The organism is Bacteroidia bacterium, from assembly GCA_033391075.1.
Lineage (GTDB): Bacteria > Bacteroidota > Bacteroidia > J057 > J057 > JAWPMV01.
Genome location: JAWPMV010000001.1, coordinates 2955453 through 2969037, shown reverse-complemented (window position 1 = coordinate 2969037; position 13585 = coordinate 2955453). Strand labels below are relative to the sequence as shown.

The following is a 13585-nucleotide window of genomic DNA, read 5'->3' as shown; positions in this document are numbered from 1 at the left end:
AAGCCTTAACAGGAGATGGTTTTTGTTTCGGCTAGAATTTTTTCCCCTTTTTCCTGAAAAAGCGGAATTAGAACCGAAATCACCTCTTTCAAATTTCAAGGATAAAATTGAAAGAGCGGTAAAGGTTTTGCTGAGATTTGAATTATTCGGATATTGAAAATAGAACATAACAGAAACACCCTACACTATGCCTAGCATTCTTGGAAGTATTAGAAATGGATTTCTCAAATTCTTTGGAGACCTCAAAGTCTTTCCATATCCATTATTTCTTCTCTATGATCCCGGTTCCTATCAGGTAAAGGGAGATGATATCAGGAGATTGATTGGTATGCTTGAGCCGGGTGATATCCTGATCCGTGGCTATAAAAATTATCTGGATGGCTATTTCATTCCCGGTTATTTCTCTCATGCAGGTTTGTATCTGGGAGAAGTAAAGGATATCAATCTTCATTTGACGGAAAAAGGAAAAGAGTTTTACCGTGAAGGGGAACAGATGGTCATACATTCTATGGCAGAAGGAGTCTTTATGGAGGATGTTATCAATTTCTGTCGCTGTGACTTCCTGCTTGTTGTCAGGCGAAATAAAAGAACAGAACCTGATCTCGATTTATCCAAAGACAATCCCGCTATTTTTACCAAGGCATTAGCAAGTCTGGGAGAAGGCTACGACTTTAAATTTGATTTCTCCGAATATCACAATATGTCCTGTACGGAGTTTGTCTTTTACTGTTGTGAGGAGTATATCGGTAAATACAATGTTTACCTAAAAAAGAAACAAGCCCTCTTTACCAAAATAGATGCAATCATTCCAGATGACTTTGTTACGGAAGAATTTGACATTCCCTTTCAAAGCAAGTCGGTAAAGCAGGAAAAACTGGATAAGATCATTGCCAAAAACAGGGCAGATAAAAAATTATAATGTTTTTTATGGAATTAAGAGAAAGCTTAATCCTTTATATAAAGGATTAAGCTTTCTTGAATATATGCACACACGTGTTAAATGGTTACGGATCTGTCTTTGGGCAGGTATATTCATTAGCTCCGCAAGTACCGCATTCCATCATTATCGACTTTCCCAATGTAATTCGATTGCCGAGACTCAGGTTTTGGAAGATGAAGATCAATTGAATTCTAATCTGATAGGGAATAGCCGATTGCATCTTTATGATACCTTTATATCTGCCGGGCTCCTGATCCTGTTTAGTCTGGGATTGTTTCTTCTGTACAGTCATGCCAACGCAAATCGCATCCAGGAGCAAAATGGACTAATAGATAAGATTGAAGATTTGGGCAAAGACTAATTTATTGCTTGAGAAAAGATTTAACCAGTACTTCTTCCCCTGCATGTACTTTTATGAAATACATGCCCGATCCGATGCCTTGAAGGTCAATTTCCTCCTGAGATTCACAGCGGAAGTTTACCAACTCTTTCTCCAGCATTTTTTTTCCATCCAGATTCCAAATGCTATAATCCAATCGAGAGAAATCTCCATCAATTCTAAATAGAAGAGTTTCTCCAACAGGATTCGGGCTAATGCGGATCCCCAAATCCTGAGAATCCAGGCTTATGTCTCGATTGCTACTATTACTCCCGCTCTGGTTCGAAATAATGAGAGCTATCGAATATTCTCCATCAGCTAGAAAAAAGGTCGTATCCTGAGCTTCTCCACTTGCCACAACTCTTCCTCCGCTTTTTATCTCCCAAAATGAATCATACAGTTCTCGATTTGTGGTTTGATTGCTAAGACTAAGCCTATAACCCTTACACCATCCACTATATTCATGCTCAAAATTGAAGCGAGGGATAGGAGGGAATAAAGCATAGAGGGAATCGCAATCAAGATTCTTAGGATAGTAATAATTGATATCGTCTATGTCTATTTGAGTAAGTACTCCCTGTGAACCTATTTGCTCTCCATTTTTTCCTTCTATGACCGCAATATTGCTATTGATATTGAACGCTCCGGGAGGATAGTGCATGATGGAAGTGAAATCATAAGGAGTTACTAAATCTCCCGCCCTGACAGTAAAGTTATGCTTGAAATCATTTTGAATGTTGTCAAAATTGATATCTATGAAATCATCCCGATCGGGCCTTTGGTGTTCATGCCAGAATCCTAAAGAATGAATGACCTCATGGATGACAGTTCCGGAGAAACCCCCGCCCTGAATATTGATGCGGATGGTTGTTCCGTTTGGCGTGTACCCAATTCCGGAAGAGCTCACCGTATTACTACTGGCTATAAATTTGATAACCCCTACATCTCTACGGCCTTTTGGTACCAGACAGACATTGGTGCGAGCATTCAAAGCCAGAATTCCTGCCCGAATCGCATTTCTTGCCGGTTCAGCATCAGAGAGAATATCGTAGGGAATAATCTGACTCGGCCAAAGTTCAGCACTGCCCGTTTTAAAACCCTTGGCGAGTTCGACCTCCAGTCCACATTGAATCTGATCTTTGGGTAGTTGGGCAAATGCGCTTATTGAAATAAAGGATGTGAGTATGATAAAGAGCAAGTAAGGCATAGAGGCTTTTTCTAAAGATCGATAAGAATTTTCATTTAGCGAAACAAGCGAGCCTGTTTTAGATAAACTTTCCTTGCACTAATTTCTGAATCCACTTTGAACTCAATATCCACGGCGAAGTCCTCAAAATTGCAATTGCAGCTATTGGGTACATTGTCATAGAAATGCCTTTTTACGGCAAAAGCATATTCTCCCAACTCATTCAATTCTGCATCTGTCATAACTCTTTCTCCATTCAATTCAGGCACATTCGAAAAACCGAGGTATTCGATGGCGAACCTTCCGCCTGGAATGGGAACATTTGACATGACAAAGAGGATGATTTGATCGTGGAGTATGCCAGGCTCCGGGATTACGATACTATATTCTTTGTATTGGACATTGATGATAAAGCCATGATTGAAATTGTAGAGGTTGCGAGTAATAAGAACTCCATTGGCATCCTCATCGGGAAAAGATCGATGTACGAGAATTCCCATGGCACAAGATAGGTGGTCGATCTTATAGTAAGACCTTTCCTCATAAGCTCTCCAGTTCCAAAGGCTTGCCCAAACTTTCCTTATGGCATTTTCTATGGTTTTCGAGTTATGATCCTTTTTTGCAGAATGAGAACTATATAAACCGGCTCCGGAAAAATCTTCCAGATCTTCTGCATTGGTAGAGGAGCGGAAGCGGATAGAGGAAAACTCAGCGAAATTCTGGATCTTATTTCTCACAAGCTCAAGCAATGTCGCATTGAGGGCGGCCGAGCGAATGGAGTCTCTGAGTATTTCCAATTGTCCTTTTCTATAAGCCGGATCCGAATTAAAGCGATTATCTCTGAGCATATCCTGAATGAATACATCCAATCCTGCTGCTTCGATATGCTGTTGATAATAATAGAAAGGAATAGCAAAAGGATTTTCTGGCAAAGGAATAGGATTGCTTCCTACTCGAATTTTCATCAACTCTGCAAAGTTGGCTGCCTTTCCTCCGATAAGACCTACATCTGCATATCCCGCATTTCTCAATTCAATCAGGCCGCTGGTCGTCGTATTTTTGGCTAGATAAACCGTATCCTGTGGCTCGGTTTGACTCCAAAAGTTTATGGCTTCCTCTATATCTGCCTTTCGAATAATGAAAGAATCTGCCTGTACTTCTAGATAAACCAGCTCCCCAATCAGGCTATCAAGCTTGGGATTTTCCCATCCATCTCTTAAGGCCATATTAGGAGTTCCTCTGCTATTGCTTAGTACATTGATGTGGCTAAGCGGCGTTTGAAATTCGGTAGTGATAATCCCTGCGACCACAGAAACATCATTGGGAATGCCATCCAGCAAAACGATATCATGTCTACCCAGATAAGTGTCCTCTAAATCTGCCAGCCGAAGCTTATTCAGATATCCATAATTCTTTTCAAGATTCAGAGCCTGATAATTTTGGCCTGCATATAATTCTTCGAAACTTATTTTGGGGATTCCCTCACAATTATCCCAATCACTTTTATTGGAAAAGAAAACCAACTTATCTCCGAAATAGGAAGTTTTGAGAATATTCTCATACATGAGCTTGAGGTTCTCGCAGCTCATTTCATTCAAGCTAACCAGCTGCAAAACATATTTATCAATTTCTTCATAGTAATTGATACTGCCCGGATACATATACCGCTCTGGTCCTTCCCGATATTGAGTCTGGTTAAATATGGCATTCCCCTGGCGGAAATTCAGAAATTCCTGAGCAAAGCTAAAGTGGAGTTTGTGAAGTTTTGTATTCATATAATACATAATCCCGCTTTTGCGATCATCGATAAACTTCACGGATTGAATACCTCCGACATTGCTTCTTGATGGACTGCTTTGGATAAGTTCAAAGGCTATAGGATCGATCAACTCGGTAAAATAATCCAGATTCTCATAGGAACCCTTCATCATTTTCAATTCCATGATAGTATCCTGCCGTGGGATAACAATCTTTCTGTCGAAATAACCTTCCTTTTCAAGCAAAAGGGTATCCCTGCCCGTTTTTGAATCTATCACTCTTCGATCCGCCCTTTTATCTACGATAAAGGTTTGAGAGGAATTAGAGAATGCTTTATATGCGTTAAAATCTTTGCCTTGTCTGACCTGAATGACATACATCCCATAGGCAAGTCTGGGAAAAATAAAAGAACCTGCAGAGGGATCGAGTTCTTGTTTTACTATTTCTCTCCCATCCAGGGTATAAATCCTGATTCCTAGATCGAGTTCATAGGGCCAAATGAGGGAGTTATGGAAAAATGAATAACTGTCCTCCGGGCGAGGGGCAGGATAGTAAACGCCGTTTTTTAATAAGAAATTTCCAAAAGCATTAGAGCTAACGCTATTGCCTCTATTGAGATTGGTAATGCTTACTTCCTGGAGATCTTTGGTAGTTGCCACATCAGAGATATGACCGCTATAAATCAATTGTGAAAAGCCTGTGGAGGAATTGAGCAAAAATGCAATGCCCAGGAGGAAAATGTATATATGTATTTGTTCGAGTTTCAAAGCTTTCATTATCTGTAAAACGAGATCAGTCTTTTGATCGCTGCACGATTCTATAGAAGCCTCATATTGAATTCCCAATTGAGACTATTAACTTAATATCAATAAAGATTTCATGATTCAGGCAAAATCACTTTCATATACGTACCCAAATTCATCTTCTGAGGTTTTACATGCCCTGGATTTTGAAATTGATAAAGGGGAAATTTTTGGTTTTCTGGGACCATCTGGAGCGGGTAAAAGTACAACTCAGAAAATTTTATATCGAATTCTAAGCGATTTTGGGGGAGATGTAAAGATTGAAGGCAAAGACATAAATGCCTGGGACAAGACCTTTTTTGAGAAAATAGGGGTGGGATTTGAATTGCCCAATCACTATCAAAAATTGAGTGGTAAGGAAAACCTGGCATTATTTGGCTCTTTTTATCCCAAAGAAAAGTTACGCCCTGCAGAGGAATTGTTTGAATTGATGGGCATGCGGGAAAGTATGGATGATCGCGTAGAGACTTATTCGAAAGGGATGAAGATGCGGCTCAATTTTATGCGAGCTATAATGCATGATCCTGAAATACTCTTTTTTGATGAACCGACTGCCGGCCTTGATCCGGTAAATGCTCATAAGATCAAAGACCTGATAAAAGAATTGAGGTCCAGAGGCAAGACAATTTTTATCACTACCCACAATATGATGACTGCTGATGAACTTTGTGACAGGGTTTCATTTATCGTGGAGGGGAAGATAAGAATTACAGATGTACCTTTTGATTTGAAAAAAGCCTACGGAAAAAATATGGTGAAAGTAGGGCTGGTCGGTGGAGAAAAAGGCGAGTTTAATATGAAAGGACTGGGGCAAAATCCAGACTTTCTGGCCTTTATTCAACAAGGCGAAATTTCCTATATCCAAAGTCAGGAAGCTAGTTTGGAAGAAGTATTTATCAAAGTAACCGGAACTTCATTGACCCCATGAAAATCCTACTCCAACAAATCTTATGGCAGTTTAAAATCCTGCATAGAAATAATCTGATTTTGATTAGTATAGCTGTGACTGTGATCTATGTCGGAATCTTCTTTCTATTGAAAGACTTTCCCAATATGGATGGCTTGCTTACTTTGTTTATTTATAATGACCCTGCCATCATCGGTATGTTCTTTATGGGATTGGGCTTTTTGATGGAAAGGAAGCAATTGATTTTAGGAGCATTGATAGTAAGTCCACAGAGTCTGCATATTTATTTGCTTGCCCGTATTATTCCCCTTTCTCTGATTGGTAGTTTCTGTGCGCTGGGGATGGCCTTTGCGGTTTTGGGGCTGAATTTTAATATCCTCAATTTCTTTCTGGGAGTATTTATCACAAGCGGACTTTTTTGTATGCTGGGAATAGGAGTAGCTGTTTATAGTAATGAATTCCTTTTGTTTCTGCTTCGTTCCATTCCCGTGCTGATCCTTATGAGTTTACCTTTAATTGGCTACTATCAACTCTTTGATAGTGAGCTTTTTGAATTCTTCCCTATACAAGGTCCCTTAAAGCTGATCACAGCTTCTTACGATACAGAATCAACGGCAAATCAGTTTGTTTGGGAATACCTGCGCAGCCTGATTTGGTTAGGATTGGCATACGGGATTTTATATCGTTTTATGAAAAGCCGCTGGGCACGAGGATTATGAATACTAAAAAACTGTTTCAGGCTTCCCTTAGTGATGTGAAACTCATATTTAGAAATCCAGCTTTGCGGATATTTCTGGGAGTTCCCATTCTCGTATTGCTTCTTGTCTTTTTATTGGTTCCCTATTTAATAGAAAAATACCCTATCGTAGACGAATATACAGTCTACATTCTGATGGCGGCCTTGATGCAGTGCTCAACCATGTTTGGATTTATTTACTGCATGGTTTTTATTGATGAAAAGGATACAGGAGTTGCCAAAGTCTATGGCATACTGCCCTTGAATAAGATTGCCTTTATGTTGGTAAGGCTTGCTTTTCCTGTCCTTTATTCCAGTCTGTTTAATATCCTTTTGTTGAGTCTTCAGTCTTTTATCTCGATAAGCTTATTTGAGAATATCCTGGTGAGCATACTCTCTGCTTTGATTGCTCCCATTCTTGGTTTGCTGGTGGCTATACTTTCAAAAAATAAAATACAGGGACTTACCTGGTTCAAGATTATAAACCTTTTTGTCAACCTTCCCTTGCTGGCCTTTTTCTTCCCCGGCACCAAAGCCATTCTTGGATTCCTTCCAACTTTTTGGCCCTTCCAGCTTCTTTATCAAAGTAGTCTGGATCTGGATGTCTTATTCTCTGCAGTTCTTGGCTTTGCATTTTGTATGACTATCATTCTTATTCTGACTAAACGCTTTACTCAAAAACACTATCAATAATTCCGTAAATAAGTGATGATGAAATATGTATACTGCTTCTTCTTCTTCCTGATTTCTTCCAGTCTTTTTGCCCAGGAACAAAGAACCATGATTGTCAATACAGATGTCTTTGACGGGGAGAAACTTCATAAAAACGTGAACGTTCTTTTCCATAAGGGCAAGATCCTGAAAATTGCTAAAGGAAAACCGGAGCGGGTAGGGGATCGTCTAATCAAAGGTTCCGGAAAGACGGTAATTCCTCCTTTGGTCAATGCGCATGTTCATGTGTGGTTTGCCCAGAACTTAAAAGGAGCATTAAATGAAGGGGTATTTGCTTTGCTGGATATGCATAGCAGCGACTATTATGCCAATGTCATGAGACGTTTTAATGATTCCCTGAATTATGCACATTATTATGGATCTAATGCCGGAGCTACTGTGCCCGGTGGACATGGCACCCAATTTGGAATTCCAGTTCCTACTATCAATGATACACTTAGTGCAAAACAGTTTGTAAGAGATCGCGCAGCTCAGGGAGCCGATTATATCAAAATCCTTAAAGAACCTGGCAGACCCACTGTAACGGAAGCCCATACCGCGGATATTATAAAAACGGCCCGAGAAGTAGGCTTGATGCCGGTATCCCATGTTTCAAAGGCAGGAGATGCCGCTCTCCTCGCCGAGCAAGGGATAGGAGGTTTTGTTCATATGTGGCTTGACCGTAAGGCCGAAAAAGAAGAGTGGGATACTATGGTAGAGGCGGATTTGTTTATAGTTCCTACTTTGCTGGTGTATAAAAGTTTATTCGAACAAAGAGAGAAGCAAGGAATAGAGAATAAGTATATGGGGATAGAAAAAATGATGGAAGAAGTACTAGAAGCACATAGAAGAGGCATTCCCATATTAGCAGGTACTGATTCTCCCAATTTGAATTTGAATTACGATACAGCCTTATTTGATGAGATTATTCTTTTACATAAATCTGGATTAAGCAAAGGAGATGCTTTAAAAGCTGCTAGCCTAAATGCTTACAAAGCTTTTAATCTGTCTTCCTTTCAAAAACTTGAAGCAGGTGCCCAGGCCAGCTTTATGTTGGTGGATGGCAAACCTTTGGAAGATCTTGAGCAGCTAAAGCAGCCCAAACAGATTTTCCGTGAGGGAATTGAGATTAGATAGTTTGATTTGACAAAAAAGTGTCTATTTCTGATTTTTTGGGAATGGAGGGTTGAGCACCCAATTTGGTAACAGATAGGGCAGAGGCTGCTGCAGCAAATTGGACGGATTCCTGCAGATTCAGACCAGAAGTGAGCGCTGCTGCAAATGCACCACAAAAAACATCTCCTGCTGCGGTTGTATCGATTGCAGTTACCTTGAAGGCAGGAATATGCCCTGAAAAGCTTTCTCCGTTAATATAAGCTCCCTTTGTACCCAGGGTGATAATTATGGTATCGGAGTATTTTTTGAGGATAAGTGCAGATTCCTGGGCCTCCTGAAGCTTAGTAACTTTCATGCCAGAGAGGAATTCTGCTTCAGTTTCATTGAGAATCAAAATGTCAACCTTTTTCAGGCTTTCTTCTGTCAGGGAAATGGCCGGAGCGAGATTTAGTAAAATTTTTTTGCCGCGCTGATAGCAAAAATCAATGGCATATTCCAGGCTTCGTGGATGGATCTCACATTGAAAAAGAACCAATTCCGCAGAATTGATAAGTTCTTCTGCACGATCTATGTCATCAGGACTTAGGTCGAAATTTGCTCCCGGAGCAACACTGATTGAGTTTTCCCCTTGTTTGTCTATGCTAATTAAGGCCGTACCAGAGGAAGAATTACTTCTGGATATACAACTAATGTCAAGTCCATCTTTTTTGAAAGCTGCTTCCATGCTATTTCCGAAGTCATCATTTCCCAGGCAGGAAATGAAAGCCGTAGAAGCTCCTGCACGTACCGCGGCAACGGCTTGATTTGCTCCCTTGCCTCCCATTACCTGGGTGAATACACCACCCGTAATCGTCTCACCAGGGCGCGGAAGACGGTCTATCTGCATAATCAGATCTACATTCGAACTACCAATTACCAGAACTTTAGAACTCATTTCATAAAGGTAAGGAGTTTGAATGAATGAAAAGAAAAGAGGGTTGAATTTTTTAAGTAGCTGATAATTAGTTTTTTATCTAAAACAGTACCAATAGGTATGCAATGCTTTATGTGTAAAATTACAATGTTTTTGTGAATGGAAAATATGATTTGTAGGCCTTGAATGTAGGGATTTTGGTAAAAAAGTTTATCTGAATAGATAAATAGTAGTTTTTTAGGGATAAAATTCAGATTTGTAGAATGAAAAATAATCCTTTCGACGGCTTAAATCTTATTAAATATTTTCTCCCCCAAAAAAAGACCCCCAAGGACGAGCGTCCCGGGGATCTAACAAAGATCTATCTAACATCTATTTATCGTTGATAAGGCATATGCCTTATATTTTTCGTATAAGAATTATTTTAGGATAACCATTCAATCAGATATGAAATAACGAATATTTAAGTTAGTAACCATATCATTTGTCTAGGATTTTTTAGCATACAAAGATTTTAAACCTCTCCAGAATGAAAAAAATGAAAAATTTCGAAGATATTTTCCAACTATTACAAAGTTCCTCCCTCTATATAAACAGAAACACATAGTAAAGCTTGGCAAGAGTTCTTGTTCCGTGGAAGGCAAGGGCTCTTTTTTTGTTTCTACAAATTTTTCCAACTCATTCGACCCCAAACTGTCTTTAGAATGAATTGGCTGTAATTTCGCAACTATCAATCATAATTTGCAAATCCAGCAATAAAATTTTTTATTCAACACACAAAACACAAAAAATAATATGGGCGCAGGTGGTACAAAAGGCGGTTCAGCCAGATTTCTTCTCGGAATAATCATGACAATTGGGGGAGCTTACTTATTATTAAGCTCTATCCAGGTCAGTAGTTGGGGCTTTGGACATACCTTATTCAATATTGGAGGTATGGGCGTTAGCTCAGGAATCATCATGATCCCATTCATGATAGGAATAGGGATGGTCTTCTATGATGGAAAAAGCATCATCGGATGGTTATTGAGTGCAGGCTCTATGGTGGGCCTGATCTTTGGAGTCATAAGTAATACTCATTTTCGATTTGAACGGATGACAGCCCTGGAGTTAATAATCATTCTGGTCCTTTTCGTTGGAGGCATAGGCATTCTCCTGAGTTCCCTGAAAGAGTTTGGGGAAGAAGAGAAAAGCTTAAGGCAATAGAATAACTTGCTGATTTGCCAATTCTGTAATCTTCTGATCAGAATAATTCAAGTCTTTCAAGATCTCTTGGGCATGCTCTGATAAGTTTGGAGGTTCAGATAAATTGATATCCGAAGGGAGGAAGCTCCCTTCGGATATCATGCTTTTTACTCCTTTGAAGTGTTCTCCCCTTAACAAAACATCCTCTGTCAATTGATCTTCAAAAACCTCTTTCATATTTCTAACTCGAGAGGCAGGTATTTTGTGTTCTGATATTTTTTCTAACAGTGTTATGGGTGATTTTTGACTGATCAAATGGGAAAGGAATTTATGGACGCCGGCTCTTTGCGCAACCCTTTGCTCATTTCTTTGAAAGGATTCAGGAACCGCTACTCCCAGACAGTGATTGCACAAGCGTTTAAATTGCACATCATTTCCAATAGCCAATATAATTTTGCTTCCGTCATTACAAGCATATTGCGTCCCATATGGAACAATATTGGGATGCTCTGAGCCTATGGGCTCTGGCATATGCCCGATATTGAGATAATTGCTCGCTTGATTTACCAAAGCAGAAATGCCGGACTTCAGCAGAGATGAATGGACGATGCTTCCTTTTCCTGTTTTAAGTTTGTGAATATAGGCTAGCAGCATGCCTTGTTTTAACTGATGTCCGGCCATAACATCCATCAATGCAACAGGCATTTTGTAGGTTTGCTGCTTTTCTCCATTCATATAGATAAAACCAGCTTCTGCTTGTATAATTGCGTCAAATGCTGCCTTTTGGATCTCCGGACCATAGCCGCTAATTTCCCCTACAATCAAATCCTTTTTGACCTGAAGGAGGCTTTCAGGATCGACGCCCAACTTTTTATCCTTTCCTGGCAAATAACTGGATATCACCATATCGGCATTTTTCACAAGCCTATATACAATTTCTCTTCCTTCTTCTTTTTTTAGATCCAGGGCAATGGACTTTTTCCCCCAATTGATCGAAGTGAAATAGGCCGAGATATCTCCTTCTTTTGTTTCTGTAGGCAATCGCCAGGATCGAGTTACATCCCCATGGGTCCTTACATTTTCCACCTTAATTAATTCAGCACCCAGTTCGGCGAAAAACATGCCGACACTTGGGCCGGCTAAGACATTTGCCAATTCTATCACACGTATTCCAGAAAACAATTGATCCATTTCTTTAGTATTTTAATCAGTTATAAACCTATGAAAATATCCATTGCCTTGCGCTTGATTTCGGAATTGCTAAGGCAGCTACTGAAAATTTGATAAAATGGAAGAAATGGCCGAAAAATTCTGCAAATAAGTAGTGTCTAATTTGGCTTTGTTTTAATTTGCACTTGAAACCTATTAAAAAATCGAAAACTAAATAAAATGAAAAAGATTGCAAGCATCGCCTTATTGGCTTTCATCATGACCGCCTGCGGAGGTGGAGCTAAAGAGGCAAAAGAAGATGCTAAGGAAATGGCCAAGAAAGAAATGGCTTCAGAAGAGAGAGCAGCTCCTGCTGCGGAAGAAACTCCCGCCTCTGCTGACGGAAATGTAGTTGTACTTTCTTCTAATGACCAAATGAAATACGATCAATCTGAGATCAAAGTAAAAGCAGGTGGTACAGTTAGCCTTACCCTAAAGCATACAGGTTCTATGGCCAAGCAGGTTATGGGACACAACTTTGTACTGCTCAAAGCAGATACGGATTTGTCTGCTTTTGCCGTAGAAGCTATGAGTGCAATTGATACAGATTATGTTCCTGCAAATAGCGATGCAATTATCGCCAGCACGAAATTGATCGGAGGAGGTGAAGAAGTAACGATTACCTTTGATACTCCAGAAGCCGGAACCTATGATTTCCTCTGTACCTTCCCAGGACACTTCGCGGTAATGCAAGGGAAGTTTATCGTAGAATAAAGACTTTCTGCAATGATATTGCAGCTGCAAGCAAGTTGTACCTGCATCATACTTGCAGCCTTAGGCATGTATCTTGTCCCAAAATTAGAAAGATATTTATGGGACATCATCATGATCATCATCACGGCCCGACCCAGTTTTCAGAACTGAGTTGGGCTTTTGCTTTAGGAATAGGACTCAATCTGGTCTTTACCCTTCTCGAATTTTTATTCGCTTATCTATACAACTCCCTCGCGCTCTTTTCTGATGCTGCTCATAATCTGGGAGATGTCGCAAGTTTATTGCTTGCTTTTTCTGCTCATCAACTTACAAAGAAGCTTCCCACTCAATTACTGACTTATGGCTATAAGAGAGCTTCTCTCCTGGCTTCGTTTTTCAATTCACTCTTATTGGTCGCAATCGCATTCGGAATCCTCTATGAGGTTTTTGAACGCCTTCAAGCACCTCTCAATATTGATGCATTGAGTAGCGTTTGGATAGCGGGAATCGGCATTATTATTAATAGTTTTTCAGCCTGGTTATTTTTTCGTTTGGGCAGTGAGGATGTAAATATCCGAGGAGCCTTTTTACATTTGCTTGCTGATGCTTTGGTTTCATTTGGGGTTGTGCTTTCAGGCCTTTTGATCTACTATTTTAAGTGGCTTTGGATAGATCCTCTGATCAGTTTACTCATTGCTGGAGTAATTCTTTTCAGCAGTTGGAGCTTACTCAAGGAAAGTTGGGTTTTGCTCCTTGATGGGGTACCCCGACATATTGATTATCAGCAGGTGAAAAGCAAGTTGAAACAAATGAAAGGTATTGCTTGCATTCATCACTTACACATTCGCGCCATCAGTAGCCTCGAAAATGCACTAACCGCTCATGTGGCCTTGCTGGAAAAAGACCTCAGCAAATGGGCTTCCGTTAAGGAAGAAATTAAACATGAACTTTTTCATATGGGAATACAGCATGCAACCCTTGAATTAGAACTTAGATCTGAGGCCTGCAAAGAAAACCATTGCTCATAAATTAAGCGGCCTAAATGTTAG

At 39.9% G+C, this 13585-nt stretch carries 13 protein-coding genes; 9 read left to right on the top strand and 4 right to left on the bottom strand.

The features are described from left to right. The first annotated feature begins 187 nt into the window (after positions 1–187). Both R8P61_11995 and R8P61_11990 read left to right on the top strand, forming a co-directional pair. A complete protein-coding gene (locus tag R8P61_11995) occupies positions 188–919 on the top strand; it encodes a YiiX/YebB-like N1pC/P60 family cysteine hydrolase (GenBank protein MDW3647780.1) in 732 nt (243 codons plus the stop codon). A 64-nt stretch (positions 920–983) separates the two neighbouring features. Next, positions 984–1301 carry a hypothetical protein gene (locus tag R8P61_11990; protein ID MDW3647779.1) on the top strand — a complete coding sequence of 106 codons (318 nt, stop codon included), beginning with the start codon at positions 984–986 and terminating at the stop codon, positions 1299–1301. Position 1302: 1 nt separating this feature from the next. Here R8P61_11990 and R8P61_11985 read toward each other — a convergent pair whose 3' ends face one another. Beyond that, on the bottom strand, positions 1303–2526 hold the full coding sequence (locus R8P61_11985; protein MDW3647778.1) for a zinc-dependent metalloprotease: 1224 nt from the start codon (positions 2524–2526) through the stop codon (positions 1303–1305). A 35-nt stretch (positions 2527–2561) separates the two neighbouring features. Continuing rightward, positions 2562–5030 (bottom strand): PEP/pyruvate-binding domain-containing protein, encoded by a 2469-nt coding sequence (locus tag R8P61_11980; GenBank protein ID MDW3647777.1) that lies wholly within the window; start codon positions 5028–5030, stop codon positions 2562–2564. 112 nt (positions 5031–5142) lie between these two features. On the opposite strand from R8P61_11980, the gene R8P61_11975 reads away from it, so the two are divergent. From R8P61_11975 to R8P61_11960, 4 genes are read left to right on the top strand one after another with little or no spacing between them, the layout of a single operon-like run. After that, a complete protein-coding gene (locus R8P61_11975) occupies positions 5143–5994 on the top strand; it encodes an ABC transporter ATP-binding protein (protein MDW3647776.1) in 852 nt (283 codons plus the stop codon). Then, a complete protein-coding gene (locus R8P61_11970; GenBank protein ID MDW3647775.1) occupies positions 5991–6692 on the top strand; it encodes a hypothetical protein in 702 nt (233 codons plus the stop codon). The genes R8P61_11975 and R8P61_11970 overlap by 4 nt, the downstream gene beginning before the upstream one ends. Beyond that, complete coding sequence (locus R8P61_11965) at positions 6689–7402, top strand: hypothetical protein (GenBank protein ID MDW3647774.1); 714 nt, start codon at positions 6689–6691, stop codon at positions 7400–7402. The genes R8P61_11970 and R8P61_11965 overlap by 4 nt, the downstream gene beginning before the upstream one ends. 15 nt (positions 7403–7417) lie before the next feature. Continuing rightward, positions 7418–8557, top strand: coding sequence for an amidohydrolase family protein (locus R8P61_11960; protein MDW3647773.1), 1140 nt, complete (start codon positions 7418–7420; stop codon positions 8555–8557). Here R8P61_11960 and rbsK read toward each other — a convergent pair. Then, positions 8550–9470 carry a ribokinase gene (gene rbsK, locus R8P61_11955; protein MDW3647772.1) on the bottom strand — a complete coding sequence of 307 codons (921 nt, stop codon included), beginning with the start codon at positions 9468–9470 and terminating at the stop codon, positions 8550–8552. The two genes, R8P61_11960 and rbsK, sit on opposite strands and share 8 nt — an antisense overlap. Positions 9471–10298: 828 nt before the next feature. Between rbsK and R8P61_11950 the strand changes: the two genes are divergently transcribed. After that, positions 10299–10655 (top strand): hypothetical protein, encoded by a 357-nt coding sequence (locus tag R8P61_11950; protein ID MDW3647771.1) that lies wholly within the window; start codon positions 10299–10301, stop codon positions 10653–10655. Here R8P61_11950 and R8P61_11945 read toward each other — a convergent pair. After that, the gene (locus R8P61_11945; protein ID MDW3647770.1) at positions 10644–11825 is read right to left on the bottom strand and encodes a CaiB/BaiF CoA-transferase family protein; all 1182 of its coding nucleotides are present in this window, start codon (positions 11823–11825) and stop codon (positions 10644–10646) included. The genes R8P61_11950 and R8P61_11945 overlap by 12 nt on opposite strands. A 198-nt stretch (positions 11826–12023) precedes the next feature. Between R8P61_11945 and azu the strand changes: the two genes are divergently transcribed. Continuing rightward, on the top strand, positions 12024–12557 hold the full coding sequence (gene azu, locus R8P61_11940) for an azurin (protein ID MDW3647769.1): 534 nt from the start codon (positions 12024–12026) through the stop codon (positions 12555–12557). Between the two features lie 98 nt (positions 12558–12655). Then, complete coding sequence (locus tag R8P61_11935) at positions 12656–13564, top strand: cation diffusion facilitator family transporter (GenBank protein MDW3647768.1); 909 nt, start codon at positions 12656–12658, stop codon at positions 13562–13564. The last annotated feature ends 21 nt before the right edge of the window (positions 13565–13585 follow it).